The sequence below is a fragment of the Streptomyces swartbergensis genome, from assembly GCF_002148965.1.
GTDB classification, from domain to species: Bacteria; Actinomycetota; Actinomycetes; order Streptomycetales; family Streptomycetaceae; genus Streptomyces; species Streptomyces swartbergensis.
In genome coordinates, this window is sequence record NZ_NGFN01000076.1 from 11,544 (window position 1) to 27,363 (window position 15,820).

Below are 15,820 nucleotides of genomic sequence, written 5' to 3' on the forward strand. Positions count from 1 at the left end.
GCGAGATCCGAGAGGCGCGCATGACCTCTGTGCCCACGCCGATTCCCTCCCGCACGCAGTACGTGCTGGAGGGGATCAAACACCGCATCCTCACCGGGCAGTTGACGCCGGGCCAGGCGCTGGTCGAGACCGAGCTCGCCGCGCAGTTCGGGGTGTCGAAGACCCCGGTGCGCGAGGCGCTCAAGACCCTCGCCGGGACCGGGCTGGTCGTGATGAGCCAGTACAAGGGCGTCACGGTGCGCATGGTGGACGCGGACATGGCGCGCGAGGTCTACGACGTGCGGCTGCTGCTGGAACCCGAGGCGCTGCGGCGCGCCGTGCGGCGCGGTGCCTCCCTGGACGTCGCCCGGGAGGCGCTGACCAGGGCCGACGCCGCCACCGACACCGCCGAACGCTCCCTCGCCAACCGGGAGTTCCACCGCGCCCTGTACCTGCCCTGCGGGAACCCGCTGCTCGGCCGGATGCTCGACGAGGTCCGCGACCAGGCCGCCCTCGTCTCCGCCGTCGCGTGGGCCGCATCACCCTCCTGGGACCGGGAGGCCGGCGAGCACCGCGAGATCCTCCGGCTCGCCCTCGACGGCGACGCCGACGGCGCGGCACGCGCCCTCCACTCCCACATCGCGTCCTTCGTGCAGCGTGCTTTCCCCCAGGCAGAACTGGAACAGGAAGGTCAGGAATGAGCAGCGTGGCGTTCGAGACCCAGCGGGCGGCCCTGGCCGACGTGGTGGCCATCCCGGTGACGCCGTTCGCCGAGGACGGCTCCGTCGCGCAGGACACCTACCGGGCCCTGCTGCGCCGCCTGCTCGACGGCGGCATCACGACCCTCACCCCGAACGGCAACACCGGCGAGTTCTACGCCCTGACCCCCGAAGAGCGCCGGCTCGTCACGGAGTTGACGATCGACGAGGCCGGGGAGCGGGCCGTCGTCCTGGTCGGCGTCGGGCACGACATCCCGACCGCCGTCGCCTCCGCCCGGCACGCCCGTGACCTCGGCGCCCAGATGGTGATGGTCCACCAGCCCGTCCACCCCTACGTCTCCCAGGACGGCTGGGTCGACTACCACCGCGCCGTCGCCGAGGCCGTGCCCGAGCTGGGCGTCGTCCCCTACATCCGCAACGCGCAGCTCACCGGCGCCCGCCTCGCCGAACTCGCCGACGCCTGCCCGAACGTCATCGGCGTGAAGTACGCCGTCCCGGACGCCGCCAGGTTCGCCGCCTTCGCCCGGGACGCCGGGCTGGAGCGGTTCGTGTGGGTGGCCGGCCTCGCCGAGCCCTACGCGCCCTCCTACTTCTCCGCGGGCGCCACCGGCTTCACCTCCGGGCTCGTCAACGTCGCCCCGGCCGTCTCCCTCAACATGATCGAGGCGCTGCGCTCCGGCGACTACCCGGCCGCCATGAAGGTCTGGGAGCAGATCCGCCGCTTCGAGGAACTGCGCGCCGCCAACGGCTCCGCCAACAACGTCACCGTCGTCAAGGAGGCCCTCGCCTCCCTCGGGCTGTGCCGCCGCGAGGTCCGCCCGCCGAGCCGGACGCTGCCCGAGAGCGAGCGCGCCGAGGTCGCCGCGATCGCCGCGGGGTGGTCGATATGACCGGCAGACTGCGTCCCGAGGACCTCAGGAGCCACCAGTGGTACGGCGCCGAGGGCCAGCTGCGCACCTGGTCGCACAACGCCCGGATGCGCCAGCTCGGTTACGAGGCGGAGGAGTACCAGGGCCGCCCGGTGATCGCCGTCCTGAACACCTGGTCCGACATCAACCCCTGCCACGTCCATCTGCGCGAGCGCGCCGAGGCGGTCAAGCGGGGGGTGTGGCAGGCCGGCGGCTTCCCGCTGGAGTTCCCGGTCGCCACGCTCTCCGAGACGTACCAGAAGCCGACCCCGATGCTCTACCGCAACCTGCTCGCGATGGAGACGGAGGAGCTGCTGCGGTCGTACCCGATCGACGCCGCGGTGCTGCTCGGCGGCTGCGACAAGTCGACGCCCGCGCTGCTCATGGGGGCGGCCTCGGCCGACGTACCGGCCCTCTTCGTGCCCGCGGGGCCGATGCTGCCGGGCCACTGGCGCGGTGAGACGCTCGGGTCCGGCACCGACATGTGGAAGTACTGGGACGAGCACCGCGCGGGCAATCTGACCGACTGCGAACTGCGGGAGCTGCAGGGCGGGTTGGCGCGTTCACCCGGCCACTGCATGACCATGGGGACCGCGTCGACGATGACCGCGGCGGCGGAAGCCCTCGGCATGACGCTGCCGGGTGCCTCCTCGATCCCGGCCGTCGACTCCGGGCACGAGCGGATGGCCGCCGCCTCCGGGCGCCGTGCCGTGGAGCTCGCCTGGACCGCGCTCAAGCCGTCCCGGATCCTCACCCGCGATGCCTTCGAGGACGCCGTCACCACGGTGCTCGGGCTCGGCGGCTCCACCAACGCCGTCATCCACCTGATCGCGATGGCCGGACGCTGCCGGGTCGAGCTCACCCTCGACGACTTCGACCGCATCGCCCGCACCGTACCGGTGCTCGCCAACGTCCGGCCCGGCGGACAGACGTACCTCATGGAGGACTTCTACTTCGCCGGTGGTCTGCCCGCCTTCCTCTCGCGGATCACCGACCTGCTGCACCTGGACCGGCCCACCGTCAACGGCACCCTGGGAGAGCAGATCGAGGGCGCCGTCGTCCACAACGACGATGTCATCCGCCCCCGTGAGAACCCGGTCGCCGACGAGGGCGGGGTCGCCGTGCTGCGCGGCAACCTCTGCCCCGACGGCGCCGTCATCAAGCACATCGCCGCCGAGCGCCACCTGCTCAAGCACACCGGTCCCGCGGTCGTCTTCGACGACTACAGGACCATGCAGCGCACGATCAACGACCCCGAGCTGAACATCACCGCCGACAGCGTGCTGGTGCTGCGCAACGCCGGACCCAAGGGCGGCCCGGGCATGCCCGAGTACGGCATGCTGCCGATCCCCGACCGCCTGTTGAAGCAGGGCGTACGGGACATGGTCCGGATCTCCGACGCCCGGATGAGCGGCACGAGCTACGGCGCGTGCGCACTGCACATCGCGCCCGAGTCGTACGTCGGCGGGCCGCTGGCCCTGGTCCGCAGCGGTGATCCGATCACCCTGGACGTCGAGGCCAGGATCCTCCAACTCAACGTTGACGACGAGGAGTTGGAGCGCAGGAGGGCGGATTGGACGCCGCCGCCCGCCCGGTACGAGCGCGGCTACGGCGCGCTCTACAACGAGCAGATCACGCAGGCCGACACCGGCTGCGACTTCGAGTTCCTCGCCCGTCCGGGCCGGGCCGCCGACCCGTACGCGAGCTGAACGACCGCACCACCCACGCACCTCAGCACGACCCGGCACGACCCTGCACAGGAAGAAAGCGCTTCCCGCGCACGCACGACGTACCACGACGTACTGAGATCGGAGAACAGTCATGGCCCAAGCCGCAGCCGTGGCGAAACCGCCCGCGCCACCCCGGCGGCGCCGTGGCTCCGCCACCCCGCGCAGGCTCCCCTACCTGCTGATCGCACCGGCCGCCCTGCTCATGCTGGGCTTCATCGCCTACCCGGTCATCAGTGTCTTCTACTACAGCCTGCAGAACTACAACCCCACCAAGCCGTGGCGGAACGGATACGCGGGCTTCGACAACTTCGTCCACGCCTTCACCGAGGACCCGGTCTTCTGGGACACCCTCGTCTTCAGCGCCAAGTGGGTCTTCGTCGAGGTCGGCCTCCAGCTGCTGTTCGGTCTCGCGCTGGCCCTCATCGTCAACCAGACCTTCGTGGGCCGGGGCCTGGGACGCGCGATGGTCTTCTCCCCGTGGGCCGTCTCCGGCGTGCTCACCTCCGCGATCTGGGTGTTGCTCTACAACTCCCAGACGGGCATCACCCGTTACCTCGCGGACATCGGCATCGGCTCCTACGGCACGAGCTGGCTGTCGGACACCTCCACCGTGTTCCCGGCGGCGATCGTCGCCGACCTCTGGCGCGGCGTGCCCTTCTTCGCGATCCTCATCCTCGCCGACCTCCAGTCCGTCTCGAAGGACCTCTACGAGGCCGCCGAGGTCGACGGGGCCAGCCGGATCAAGCAGTTCTGGCACATCACGCTGCCCCATCTGAAGGACGCCATCATCCTGTCCACGCTGCTGCGCGCGGTCTGGGAGTTCAACAACGTCGACCTGCTCTACACGCTGACCGGCGGCGGCCCGGCGGGTGAGACGACCACGCTGCCGCTGTACATCGCCAACACATCCGTCGACGCCCACAACTTCGGCTACGCGTCGGCCCTGACCACGGTGGCGTTCGTGATCCTGCTCTTCTGCTCGATGGTCTATCTGCGGCTGAGCAAGTTCGGAGGCGAGAGCAAGTGAGCGTCAAGGAAGCCACCAAGGCGGCGCCCGCCCCGGCGCCCACGGCCCCCGAACCGCCGCGCCCCGCCAAGGGGAAGCGCGCCTGGGACGAGGCACCCCGCTGGCAGATCTACCTGCCCCTGGGGATCTACCTGGTCTTCACCCTCATCCCCTTCTACTGGATCCTGCTGTTCGCCCTGCGCCCGGCCGGCTCCACCTCGCTGGTGCCCTGGCCGATCACCTTCGACCACTTCGAGAAGGTGTGGACCGAGCGCAGCTTCGGCACCTACTTCACCAACAGCGTGCTCGTCGGCGTCGCCACCCTGGTCATGACGACCCTCGTCGCCCTGGCCGGCGGCTACGCCCTCGCCCGGTTCGACTTCAAGATCAAGCGGGCGTTCATGCTGGCCCTGCTGTGCTCCCAGTTCGTGCCGGGCGCGCTGCTGCTGGTCCCGCTGTTCGAGATCTTCGCCGAACTCCAGATGATCAACAGCCTCGGCAGTGTCATCCTCGCCGAGACGGTCTTCCAGCTGCCGCTGTCGATGATCCTGATCAGCAACTTCATCAAGAACGTGCCGTACTCCCTGGAGGAGGCGGCCTGGGTGGACGGCTGCAACCGCATGACGGCCTTCCGGATCGTCGTGCTGCCGCTGCTGCGGCCGGGCCTGATCGCCGTCGGCTCCTTCGCCTTCGTGCACTCCTGGAACCACTTCCTGTTCGCCCTGATGTTCCTCAACAACCAGGACAAGCAGACCATCCCGGTCGGCCTGAACACCCTGATGAGCGCGGACAGCGTCGACCTGGGCGCCCTCGCCGCGGGCGGCATCATCGCGGCCGTGCCGGTCGTGCTCGTGTTCGCCTTCATCCAGAAGTGGCTGATCACCGGGTTCAGCGCGGGGGCGGTGAAGGGATGAGACTGCGCCAACTCGCCGTAGCGGCGGGGCTGGTGGGCGTGCTCTGCGTCCCCGCCCACGCGGAGGACCGTGACATCAGCCGCGACACCCTGCCCGCGAACGACGGCTGGGCCTCCGAGGGGGCGGGCACCACCGGAGGGGCCGCGGCCGACGACGCCCATGTCTTCACCGTGACCGACCGGGCCCAGCTGGTCCGCGCTCTCGACGGCGGCAGCGACACCCCGAAGATCATCCAGATCGCCGGGACGATCGAGGCCAACACCGACGACGACGGCGACCATCTGGACTGCTCCGACTACGCCACCGGCGGCTACAGCCTGAAGAAGTACCTCGCCGCCTACGACCCCCGCACCTGGGGCGCCGCCAAGCCCAGCGGCCTGCAGGAGGAGGCCCGTCAGGCCTCCGCCGCCCGGCAGGCCGAGCGGGTCGTGCTGCCCGTCGGCTCCAACACCACGATCGTCGGGCTCGGCGACTCGGCCGTGCTGAAGGGCGCGAGCCTCCAGGTGCGGAACGCGGACAACGTGATCATCCGCAACCTCGACATCCGCGACGCCTACGACTGCTTCCCCGTCTGGCAGCCCAACACCGGCGGTCTCGGCGACTGGAAGACGGCGTACGACACGATCTGGCTGGCCGGCGCCACCCATGTGTGGGTCGACCATGTGACGTTGAGCGACAAGGGCCACCCGGACGCCGAGGAGCCCACCTACTTCGCCCGCAACTACCTGCGCCACGACGGGCTGTTGGACATCACGAACGGCTCGGACCTGGTGACCGTCTCCTGGAGCCGGTTCGCGGACCACGACAAGGCGATGCTCATCGGCAACGGCGACACCGCCACCGGCGACCGCGGGAAGCTCCGGGTCACCCTCCACCACAACGAGTTCGAGTCGGTCGTCCAGCGCGCCCCGCGCGTCCGCTTCGGCCAGGTGCACCTCTACAACAACCGCTACGAGATCACCGAAGACGATTACCGCTACTCCCTCGGCGTCTCCACCGAGTCGAGGATCCACGCGGAGAACAACGCCTTCCACGCCCCCGGCCATGTGGAGGTCGCCGACCTGGTCAAGAGCTGGAACGGCAGCGCCCTGCACCAGAGCGGCACGCTCTTCAACGGCTTTCCGGTCGACCTGCTCGCGATCTACAACGCCTACAACTCGGGCAGTGAGCGCGACCTGACCGGCGACGTCGGCTGGACGCCCGCCCTGCACGGGCGGATCGACAGCGCCGCCGCGGCCGACCGGGCGGTGGCCCGCGGCGCGGGTGCGGGGAGGATCCCATGACCGGTCGCATGATCGACTCCATGACCACACCTCTGCCCGTCGTCCTCGCCGGCGCCCGGGGCCACGGCCGCTGGCACGTCGAGAACATCCGCCGCCTCCAGAAGAAGGGCCTCGTCCGGCTGGCCGGCGTCTGCGAACTGACGCCGCTGACCGATCAGGAGCTCGACGGCCTGGGCACGCCCGAGCAGTCCGCCGACTTCGGTGCCCTGCTGGACTCCACCGGCGCCCGGATCGCCGTGATCTGCACCCCGATCCCCACCCACACCGACCTCGCGCTCACAGCGGCCGAGCGGGGAGTGCACCTCCTGCTGGAGAAGCCGCCCGCCCCCTCGTACGCGGAGTTCCGCCGCATGGCCGACGGCGTCGCGGCGGCCGGGATCGTCTGCCAGATCGGCTTCCAGTCGCTGGGCTCGCACGCCGTGCCCGCCATCCGCGAGCTGGTCGCCGAGGGCGCGATCGGGCAGTTGGTCGGGCTCGGCGGGGCCGGTGCCTGGGTGCGGGGCGAGGACTACTTCCGGCGGGCGCCCTGGGCGGGCAAGCGGCGGCTCAACGGTGTCGACGTGATCGACGGGGCGCTGACCAACCCGCTCGCCCACGCCGTCGCCACCGCCCTCGCCCTCGGCGGCAGCACCCGCGCCGAGGACGTCACCGGCATCGCGACCGAACTGCTGCGCGCCAACGCCATCGAGTCCGACGACACCTCCTGCGTCCGGATCGGCACCGCCCAGGGCCACCAGGTCACCGTGGCCGCGACCCTGTGCGCCGAGCGGGCGGACGAGCCCTACGTCCTGGTGCACGGCAGCACCGGCCGGATCACCTTCTGGTACAAGCAGGACCGCGTGCTGCTTCAGCGCGCGGGCCACGGCCCGGAGGAGTTCGAGCACGGCCGCACCGACCTGCTGGAGAACCTCGTCGCGCACCTCACCACCGGCGCGGACCTGCTGGTCCCGCCGGAGGAGACCGGCGCCTTCATGAAGGTCGTGGAGGCCATCCGCACGGCCCCCGACCCGGCGCCGCTGCCGGACACCGCCTGGCACCGCGTCCCCGGCGAGAACCGCCGGGTGGTGCCCGGCATCGACGGGCTCGTCGCGGCCGCCGCCGACACCCTCTCCCTCTACTCCGAGCTCGGCGCCCCCTGGGCACTGAACGCGGAGCACCTGTCGAAAGAGGTGAGCACCAGATGACCAGCAGCAACGACACCGCGGTGCTGCGTGTCGCGGGACGGCCGGTCGGCCGGTACGTCACACGCCCCGAGCTGCCGGCCCGGCTCTCCCCGCGCCCGTACCTGCACCCCGTCACCACCCTGGCCGGCACGGCGGTCACCGAACTGGCCCCCGCCGACCACGCACACCACCTCGGCGTCGGTGTCGCCGTTCCCGACGTCGAGGGGTTCAACTTCTGGGGCGGGCGCACCTACGTCCGCGACCAGGGCCCGACCGAGCTGGACAACCACGGCTCCCAGCGGCACGTCGCGTTCCAGCTGCGCGACCCGGACGGCTTCGTGGAAGAGCTGCGCTGGGTGGCGGCGGGTGATGAGCTGCTGCGCGAGCGCCGCACGGTCGCGGCCACCGAACTCACCGACCAGGCCTGGGCGCTGGACCTCACCTTCTCCCTCACCAACGTCACCAAGGACCCGCTGTCGATCGGCAGCCCCGCGACCAACGGGCGGCCGGGCGCGGCCTACGGCGGTTTCTTCTGGCGGGCCCGCAAGGAGTCCGTCGCGCCGGAGGTCTTCTCGGCCGGGGCCGAGGGCGAGGAGCAGGTCCACGGCCGCCCCGCCGACTGGCTCGCCCTCAGGGGCGGCACCTGGACGCTGGTCTTCGCCGGCGCCACCGAACAGACCCGCCGCGACCCGTGGTTCGTGCGCACCGAGGAGTACCCGGGCGTCGGCTCCTCCCTGGCGTACGGCGGGCGGCTGCCGGTCCCGCCGGGCGAGACCGTCGTCCGCCGCGTGGTGACCGTCGTCGCCGACGGCCGCCTCGACCGGGACGCCGCGGCGGCCCTCGTCCGCAAGGCGGTGAGCCCGTGACCACCGAGACCTACCGCAACCCGGTCCTCGACGCCGACTGGTCCGACCCGGACGTCGTCCGCGTCGGCGACGACTTCTACCTGACGGCCTCCAGCTTCGGCCGCGCCCCCGGACTGCCCTTACTCCACTCCCGCGACCTGGTGAACTGGACACTGGTCGGTCACGCGCTGGAACGTCTGGAACCGGCGGAGGAGTTCGCCAGGCCCCGCCACGACTGCGGCGTCTGGGCCCCGTCCCTCAGGTACCACGACGAACGCTTCTGGATCTTCTGGGGCGACCCCGACCAGGGCATCTTCCAGGTCAACGCCCCCGAGATCAGAGGCCCCTGGACCCGCCCGCACCTGCTGAAGGCCGGCAAGGGCCTGATCGACCCGTGCCCCCTGTGGGACGAGGAGACCGGCGAGGCCTATCTGGTCCACGCCTGGGCGAAGTCCCGCTCGGGCATCAAGAACCGCCTCACCGGGCACCGCATGCGCCCCGACGGCACCGAACTCCTCGACGAGGGCAAGGTGATCGTCGACGCCGACCGCATACCCGGCTGGTTCACCCTCGAAGGACCCAAGCTCTACCGGCACGACGGCTGGTTCTGGATCCTCGCCCCCGCCGGGGGAGTCGAGACCGGCTGGCAGGGCGCCTTCCGCTCGCGCGGCTTCTTCGGGCCGTACGAGGAGCGGATCGTCCTGGAGCAGAAGGACACCGACGTCAACGGCCCCCACCAGGGCGGCTGGGTGCGCACCGCGTCCGGTGAGGACTGGTTCCTGCACTTCCAGCAGCGCGGCGCCTACGGCCGGGTCGTGCACCTCCAGCCGATGCGCTGGGGTGCGGACGGCTGGCCGGTGCTCGGGGACGACGGCGCCCCCGTCGCCGTACACAGGAAGCCCGACCTGCCGCCGCAGACGCCCGCCGCGCCCGCCACCGACGACGACTTCCCCGGCGGACGGTACGGCCGCCAGTGGCAGTGGACCGCCAACCCGGGCGACGGCTGGGCCACCCAGCACTCCGGGGACGGGCTCCGGCTGACCTGCGTCCGCTCGGCCGACGCGCACGATCTGCGCAAGCTGCCGAACGTGCTCACCCAGCGGCTGCCCGGCACGCCCTGCACGGTCGAGGTGGAGGTGCGGCTCGACAGTGATGAGCCCGGGGCCCGGGCCGGACTCGCGGTCCTCGGGGACGCGTTCGGCTGGATCGGGCTCCAGCGGGGCGCCGACGGGACCGCGCACCTCGTCCACCGGTTCGCCGAGGCGGTCGCGGACGCCGAGCGCGACGCCGCCCACCCGCGGCTCGCGCTGGGGGACCGGGCCCGGCTGCGCATCGAGATCGGCGCGGGCGCCCGCTGCCGCTTTTCGGCCGACGTCGGCGACGGCTTCCGGCCGTCGGGCCCGGTCTTCACCGCCACCCCGTGGCGCTGGGTCGGCGCCCTGCTCGGCCTCGTCGCCCTCGCGCCCGCCGGTCAGGGACACGCCGGCGCGGCCACCTTCACCCAGTTCCGGATCAGCGCCTCGTCACACACCTGAAGTCGTACGCCTGTTGGGAGCCGCAATGACGCACCTCCATAGCAAGCGCTTTTCGAGACCGGGGCACGGCAAGGTCGTGGCCGCCGTGCTCGGCCTTGTCGCCGCGCTGAGCCTCGGCACCCTCGGGGACGCACAGGCAGCCCCGCCATCCCGGGCCGTGCCCGCCGCGGACCGCTGGACCGACCGGCCGCACGGCTTCGCCTCCCTCGCCGGCGGCACCACCGGCGGCGCGGGCGGCAAGGTCGTCACCGTCACCGACCAGGCCGCGCTCGCCAAGTACGCGGCGGCCGAGGAGCCGTACGTCATCCGCGTCAAGGGCTCCCTGACCATGGACCCCTTCGGCACGGAGATACCCGTCGCCTCCGACAAGACCATCATCGGCGTGAGCGACACCGCCGAGATCGTGCACGGCGGCTTCACCCTCGACCCCGGCACGCACAACGTGATCATCCGCAACCTCGCCATCCGCGACACGGCCATCGAGGGCAACTGGGACTGCAAGGACACCGACTACGACGGCATCCGCCTCGACACCGCCCACCATGTGTGGATCGACCACATCCGCTTCTCGCGGATCTGCGACGGCCAGCTCGACATCCGCAAGGACAGCGAGTACGTGACCGTCTCCTACAACCAGTTCACGGACAACAACAAGACCTTCGGCATCGGCTGGACCCCGAACGTCAAGACCCAGATCACCGTCGACCACAACTGGTTCCGCGCCACCAAGCAGCGCAACCCGTCCGCAGACAACGTGGCCTACGCCCACCTCTACAACAACTACCTGTCCTCGCAGCTCTCCGACGGCGACCCCGTGTGGACGTACGGCAACTGGTCGCGCGGCCGGACGAAGATGGTCATCGAGAACAGCTTCTACGACGGCGTCCAGCACCCCTACCAGGCCGACGCCACCGCCGAGCTGGTGCAGCGCGGGTCGATCCTGCGGAACACCACGGGCCGGCACGACGCGTGGGGCACGGCGTTCGACCCGCGCGCGTTCTATGACTACCGGCTCGACCCGGCCGCGGCCGTGCCCGCGCTGGTGAAGCGGTTCTCCGGTCCGCAGAAGCGGATCGGCGGGCCTGTCACGCTGCATGTCCCGGGCGACTACCCGACCGTGCAGTCCGCCGTGGACGCCGTGCCCGACGGCAACGACACCCCGCTCACGATCGCCGTCGCGCCCGGCACGTACCGCGAGAAGGTGTTCATCCCCGCGAGCAAGCCGCACCTCGTGCTGCAAGGGACCGGGCGGGACCGGTCCGACACCGTCATCGTCTTCGACACGCCCGCCGAGTACGGGGGTTCGACGGGGAGCGCCACCGTCCGGATCGCCGCGAACGACGTCACCGCACGCAACCTCACCTTTAGCAACGACTTCGACGAGGCCGCGCACGAGCTGAAGGGCGAGCAGGCCCTGGCGATGAAGACCACCGGCGACCGGATCGTCTTCGAGGACACCGCGTTCCTGGGCAACCAGGACACGCTGATGACCGACAGCCCCAAGCTGACCACCGTCAGCCGGGTCTACGTCCGCGACTCCTCCATCGAGGGCGACGTCGACTTCGTCTACGGCCGGGCCACGACGGTGATCGAACGGTCGGTGATCCGGGCGCTGAGCCGGGGCTCGGACACGAACAACGGCTACATCACCGCCGCTTCGACGTGGACGGGCAATCCGTACGGGTTCCTGATCACCAAGTCGAGGATCGTGAGCGACGCGCCCGCCGGGAGCTTCCACCTGGGGCGGCCCTGGCACCCCGGCGGTGAGCCCGCGGCCGTCGCCCAGGTGCTGATACGGGACACCGAGCTGCCGGCCGCGATCAAGTCCTCGCCGTGGACCGACATGGGCGGGTTCTCGTGGAAGGACGCACGGTTCGCCGAGTACCGCAACCACGGCCCGGGCGCGATGGTCACCGCCGACCGTCCGCAGCTCAGCCCCGAGGAAGCGCGGTCCCACACCGTCGCCGCCTACCTCAAGGGCACGGACGACTGGGCACCCCACGCCCGCCACTGACCCCCCACACCTTCAAGTTCCGCTGGATCCAGAAGAAGAGAGCCGACCAATGAAGATCAGCAATCGCAGAAGCAGGCGCGCCGCCACGGCCGTCGCCCTGGGGGCCGTACTCGCGCTGACCGTCACCGCCTGCGGCGACGACGGCAGCGGGGCGGGCGGTGACAAGGGCGCCGAGGGAAGCGGCAAGGGCGAGATCGTCTTCTGGGACAACAACGGCGGTGTCCGCACCGAGGCCTGGAAGGAGATCATCGCCGACTTCGAGAAGGCGAACCCCGACATCAAGGTCGAGTACGTCGGGATCGCCTCCACCGAGTACCAGTCCAAGGTCGACACCGCCCTCCAGGGCGGCGGTCTGCCGGACGTCGGTGGTGTCGGCGCGGCGATGCTCGCGGGGTTCGCCGCGCAGGGCGCGCTGGAACCGCTGGACGGGCGGCTCGCCAAGTCCTCGCTCAACGGCAAGCTCAACAAGGACATGGTCGAGTCGATGAAGGCCGCCGGCGGCGGTGACGACAAGCTGTACTCGATTCCGACCTCCGCCAACAACGGCGTCCTGTACTACCGCACCGACCTGTTCAAGAAGGCCGGGCTTCAGGAGCCGACGACGTGGGACCGGTTCTACCAGGCCGCGAACAAGCTCACGAACAAGGGCAAGAACGAGTTCGGCTACACCATCCGTGGCGGCGCGGGTTCCATCGCCCAGGCGCTGGACGCGATGTACGGGCAGTCCGGAATCACCTCGTTCTGGGACTCCAGCGGTGAGAAGACCACGGTCAACGACCCCAAGAACGTGGCGGCGCTGGAGAAGTACGCGGCGCTGTACAAGAAGGTCACCCCTGCCGCCGACCTCAACAACGACTTCACCAAGATGGTCGCGCAGTGGGACTCCGGCACGATCGGGATGCTGAACCACAACCTCGGGTCGTACCAGGACCATGTGAAGGCGCTCGGCGTCGACAAGTTCCGGGGCATTCCGCAGCCGACCGGGCCCGGCGGGAAGCGGGTTCAGGTCTCCAACCCGGTGGACGGGCTGGGGCTGTTCAAGAGCGGCAAGAACAAGGAAGCGGCCTGGAAGTTCATCGAGTTCGCCACGTCGAAGGCGGAGAACTCGAAGTTCAACGAGTCGGCGGGGCAGGTGCCGTCGAACACGGACGCGGCGAAGGACGCGTGGATTTCGAAGGCGGAGCCTACGAAGCTGGCCGCTGACGCGTTGTCGGACGGGTCGACGACGATTGTGCAGCTGCCGTACTACCTGCCGGACTGGAACACGATTTCCAAGGCCGACAATGAGCCCAACTTCCAGAAGGTGCTGCTCGGGAAGATGAGTGCGAAGGAGTTCTTGGACACGTTGGCCGAGCAGCTGAATGCGGCTCAGGAGGAGTGGGACCAGCAGAAGGGTTGATTCTTGCTGGGTTTCGCCGTGGGACGGCCCGTGGTTTGCAGGTGCGGGCCGCCCCTGGCTGGGCGCGTAGTTCCCCGCGCCCCCAAGAATGCACCTCCCCGTCTGCCTTTTGGAAAGGACCCGTGAGTTGTCTCTGAGTCGAAGACAAGTCGCCGGCGCAGCTGTCGCCGCCGTGCCTCTCGCCCTCTCTGTCACAGGTGCCGCGCAAGCTGGCGGTCACCGTAATCGCACCCTCTACATCGCCGGTGATTCCACCGCCGCCCAGAAATACGCGAACGCCGCGCCCGAGACAGGGTGGGGTATGGCGCTTCCGTTCTTTCTCGGCAAGAACAGGCCGGTCGCCAATCACGCTGTGAACGGGCGGAGTTCGAAGAGTTTCGTCGACGAAGGGCGGCTGGAGGTTATTCTCTCCGCGATCCGGCCCGGCGATTTCCTCCTCATCCAGTTCGGTCACAACGACCAGAAGGTGGAGGACCCCACTCGCTACACCGAGCCCTGGACGACGTACCAGGAGTATCTGCGGATGTACGTCGAGGGGGCCCGGGCCCGTGGGGCGCGGCCCGTGTTCGCCACGTCCGTCGAGCGGCGGAGATTCGACGCCGGCGGGAAGGCCGTGACGACGCACGGTGAGTACCCGGCGGCCATGCGGGCGCTCGCCGCCGAGGAGCGGGTGGCGTTGCTCGACATCCAGGCGCTGTCGCTCGCCCTGTGGCAGGAACTGGGGGTCGAGGAGACGAAGAAGTACTTCAACTGGACCGCCACCGAGCAGGACAACACGCACTTCAATCCGCCGGGCGCGATCGCCGTGGCCCGGCTCGTGGCGCGGGAGCTGCTCCGGGCGCGGGTGCTCGGGCCGCGCGATGTGCGCCGGCTGGACGAGCGGATTCCCGAGTCCTGGATCACCTGGCCGGAGGCCGCCGCGTAACACCCCCCGACCCAGAAGGAAGAGAGCCGCACCATGAACGTTCTGAAGTGTCATGATCATGCCAGAGCAGTGAAGGTCGCCGCGGTGGTCGGGTGTGCCGCGCTCGTACTGTCCCTGAGCGGTACCGCCGCGCAGGCCGGGCCCCGGGACGTGGCCCGCCAGACGCTCGGGGCCAATGACGGGTGGGGGGCGTACGGCACCGGTACCACGGGTGGTGCCGCGGCCGATGCCGCGCACGTCCACACCGTCTCCACCTGGGAGCAGTTCAAGGCCGCCCTGAAGGAGGGCGGATCCGCACCGAAGATCATCAAGGTCAAGGGGATGATCGACGCCGTCTCCCAGGGCTGTGAGGCGTTCGAGGCCGAGGGGTACGACTTCCAGAAGTACCTCGCCGCCTACGACCCCGCCGTCTGGGGGCACGACAAGCCGGTCAGCGGTGAGCAGGAGGAACTGCGGGCCGCGTCCGCCGCCGCCCAGGACAAGACCATCAAGGCCAGTGTGCCCGCCAACACCACCATCATCGGCGTGGGCAAGGACTCCGGGATCCTCGGCGGCAGTCTTCAGATCAAGGGCGTCGACAACGTCATCGTCCGGAACCTCACCATCGAGGCCCCGGTCGACTGCTTCCCGCAGTGGGACCCGACCGACGACAACAAGACCGGTGCCTGGAACAGCGAGTACGACGGGGTGGTGGTCTACGGCTCCACGCATGTGTGGGTCGACCACAACACCCTGACCGACGGCCGCTACCCCGACAGCTCCCTGCCCTCCTACTTCGGCAAGACCTACCAGCAGCACGACGGGCTGCTCGACGTCGTGCGCGGCTCCAACCACGTGACCGTGTCCTGGAACTCGTTCAAGGACCACGACAAGACCATGCTCATCGGCAACAGCGACAGCGCCACCGCCGACGACACGGGCAAGCTGAAGGTCACGCTGCACCACAACCGCTTCGAGGGCATCGTCGAGCGGGCGCCGCGGGTGCGGTTCGGGCAGGTCGACTCGTACAACAACCACTTCGTGGTCACCAAGGGCCAGAAGTGGGGCTACGTCTACGGCATCGGCAAGGAGTCCCGGCTCGTCGCCGAGCACAACGCGTTCACGCTGGCGCAGGGCCTCAGCCCGGCGAAGATCCTCAAGAAGTGGAACGAGGCGCCGGTCACCGCGGGAGGCAACCACGTCAACGGCAAGGCCGTCGACCTGATCGCCGTGCACAACGCGGAGATCCCCGGGGAGACGCTCCAGTCGGGCGCCGGCTGGACGCCGACGCTGCGGGCCGGCGTCGACCCGGCGAAGGCGGTCCCGGGCATCGTCGGCGCCCGCGCGGGCGCCGGCCGCGTGTGCTGACCTGACCGGCCCGTGAACCGGCCGGGGCGGCCCGCATCGCACCCCCACCCCGC

At 70.1% G+C, this 15,820-nt stretch carries 13 protein-coding genes; all 13 read left to right on the forward strand.

The window, feature by feature from the left end:
- Positions 1-20: 20 nt before the first annotated feature.
- The 13 genes from CA983_RS14790 to CA983_RS14850 all read left to right on the forward strand — a co-directional run bounded on the left by CA983_RS14790 (position 21) and on the right by CA983_RS14850 (position 15,767).
- Positions 21-680 carry a GntR family transcriptional regulator gene (locus CA983_RS14790; protein ID WP_086601362.1) on the forward strand — a complete coding sequence of 220 codons (660 nt, stop codon included), beginning with the start codon at positions 21-23 and terminating at the stop codon, positions 678-680.
- On the forward strand, positions 677-1,588 hold the full coding sequence (locus tag CA983_RS14795) for a dihydrodipicolinate synthase family protein (protein WP_086601363.1): 912 nt from the start codon (positions 677-679) through the stop codon (positions 1,586-1,588). The genes CA983_RS14790 and CA983_RS14795 overlap by 4 nt, the downstream gene beginning before the upstream one ends.
- The gene (gene araD, locus CA983_RS14800) at positions 1,585-3,315 is read left to right on the forward strand and encodes an L-arabinonate dehydratase (RefSeq protein ID WP_086601364.1); all 1,731 of its coding nucleotides are present in this window, start codon (positions 1,585-1,587) and stop codon (positions 3,313-3,315) included. Before CA983_RS14795 ends, araD begins: the two co-directional genes overlap by 4 nt.
- A gap of 112 nt (positions 3,316-3,427) precedes the next feature.
- Positions 3,428-4,363, forward strand: a complete 936-nt coding sequence (locus CA983_RS14805; RefSeq protein ID WP_086601365.1) for a carbohydrate ABC transporter permease — start codon at positions 3,428-3,430, stop codon at positions 4,361-4,363.
- Positions 4,360-5,256, forward strand: a complete 897-nt coding sequence (locus CA983_RS14810; protein WP_086601366.1) for a carbohydrate ABC transporter permease — start codon at positions 4,360-4,362, stop codon at positions 5,254-5,256. Before CA983_RS14805 ends, CA983_RS14810 begins: the two co-directional genes overlap by 4 nt.
- Complete coding sequence (locus tag CA983_RS14815) at positions 5,253-6,539, forward strand: pectate lyase family protein (protein ID WP_086601367.1); 1,287 nt, start codon at positions 5,253-5,255, stop codon at positions 6,537-6,539. The genes CA983_RS14810 and CA983_RS14815 overlap by 4 nt, the downstream gene beginning before the upstream one ends.
- A complete protein-coding gene (locus CA983_RS14820) occupies positions 6,536-7,723 on the forward strand; it encodes a Gfo/Idh/MocA family protein (RefSeq protein ID WP_208636966.1) in 1,188 nt (395 codons plus the stop codon). Before CA983_RS14815 ends, CA983_RS14820 begins: the two co-directional genes overlap by 4 nt.
- Positions 7,720-8,568 carry a DUF6807 domain-containing protein gene (locus CA983_RS14825; RefSeq protein WP_086601368.1) on the forward strand — a complete coding sequence of 283 codons (849 nt, stop codon included), beginning with the start codon at positions 7,720-7,722 and terminating at the stop codon, positions 8,566-8,568. Before CA983_RS14820 ends, CA983_RS14825 begins: the two co-directional genes overlap by 4 nt.
- Positions 8,565-10,082 (forward strand): glycoside hydrolase family 43 protein, encoded by a 1,518-nt coding sequence (locus CA983_RS14830; RefSeq protein WP_086601369.1) that lies wholly within the window; start codon positions 8,565-8,567, stop codon positions 10,080-10,082. The genes CA983_RS14825 and CA983_RS14830 overlap by 4 nt, the downstream gene beginning before the upstream one ends.
- 25 nt (positions 10,083-10,107) lie before the next feature.
- Complete coding sequence (locus CA983_RS14835) at positions 10,108-12,096, forward strand: pectinesterase family protein (RefSeq protein WP_086601370.1); 1,989 nt, start codon at positions 10,108-10,110, stop codon at positions 12,094-12,096.
- A gap of 49 nt (positions 12,097-12,145) precedes the next feature.
- Positions 12,146-13,495, forward strand: a complete 1,350-nt coding sequence (locus tag CA983_RS14840) for an ABC transporter substrate-binding protein (RefSeq protein ID WP_086601371.1) — start codon at positions 12,146-12,148, stop codon at positions 13,493-13,495.
- A 127-nt stretch (positions 13,496-13,622) separates the two neighbouring features.
- Complete coding sequence (locus tag CA983_RS14845; RefSeq protein ID WP_086601372.1) at positions 13,623-14,420, forward strand: rhamnogalacturonan acetylesterase; 798 nt, start codon at positions 13,623-13,625, stop codon at positions 14,418-14,420.
- A gap of 33 nt (positions 14,421-14,453) precedes the next feature.
- Positions 14,454-15,767 (forward strand): pectate lyase family protein, encoded by a 1,314-nt coding sequence (locus tag CA983_RS14850; RefSeq protein ID WP_086601373.1) that lies wholly within the window; start codon positions 14,454-14,456, stop codon positions 15,765-15,767.
- The last annotated feature ends 53 nt before the right edge of the window (positions 15,768-15,820 follow it).

Coding starts and splice junctions, on each gene's coding strand:
- CA983_RS14790 (WP_086601362.1), top strand. CDS start 21: ATGACCTCTGTGCCCACGCCGATTCCCTCCCGCACGCAGTACGTGCTG.
- CA983_RS14795 (WP_086601363.1), top strand. CDS start 677: ATGAGCAGCGTGGCGTTCGAGACCCAGCGGGCGGCCCTGGCCGACGTG.
- araD (WP_086601364.1), top strand. CDS start 1,585: ATGACCGGCAGACTGCGTCCCGAGGACCTCAGGAGCCACCAGTGGTAC.
- CA983_RS14805 (WP_086601365.1), top strand. CDS start 3,428: ATGGCCCAAGCCGCAGCCGTGGCGAAACCGCCCGCGCCACCCCGGCGG.
- CA983_RS14815 (WP_086601367.1), top strand. CDS start 5,253: ATGAGACTGCGCCAACTCGCCGTAGCGGCGGGGCTGGTGGGCGTGCTC.
- CA983_RS14820 (WP_208636966.1), top strand. CDS start 6,536: ATGACCGGTCGCATGATCGACTCCATGACCACACCTCTGCCCGTCGTC.
- CA983_RS14825 (WP_086601368.1), top strand. CDS start 7,720: ATGACCAGCAGCAACGACACCGCGGTGCTGCGTGTCGCGGGACGGCCG.
- CA983_RS14835 (WP_086601370.1), top strand. CDS start 10,108: ATGACGCACCTCCATAGCAAGCGCTTTTCGAGACCGGGGCACGGCAAG.
- CA983_RS14840 (WP_086601371.1), top strand. CDS start 12,146: ATGAAGATCAGCAATCGCAGAAGCAGGCGCGCCGCCACGGCCGTCGCC.
- CA983_RS14850 (WP_086601373.1), top strand. CDS start 14,454: ATGAACGTTCTGAAGTGTCATGATCATGCCAGAGCAGTGAAGGTCGCC.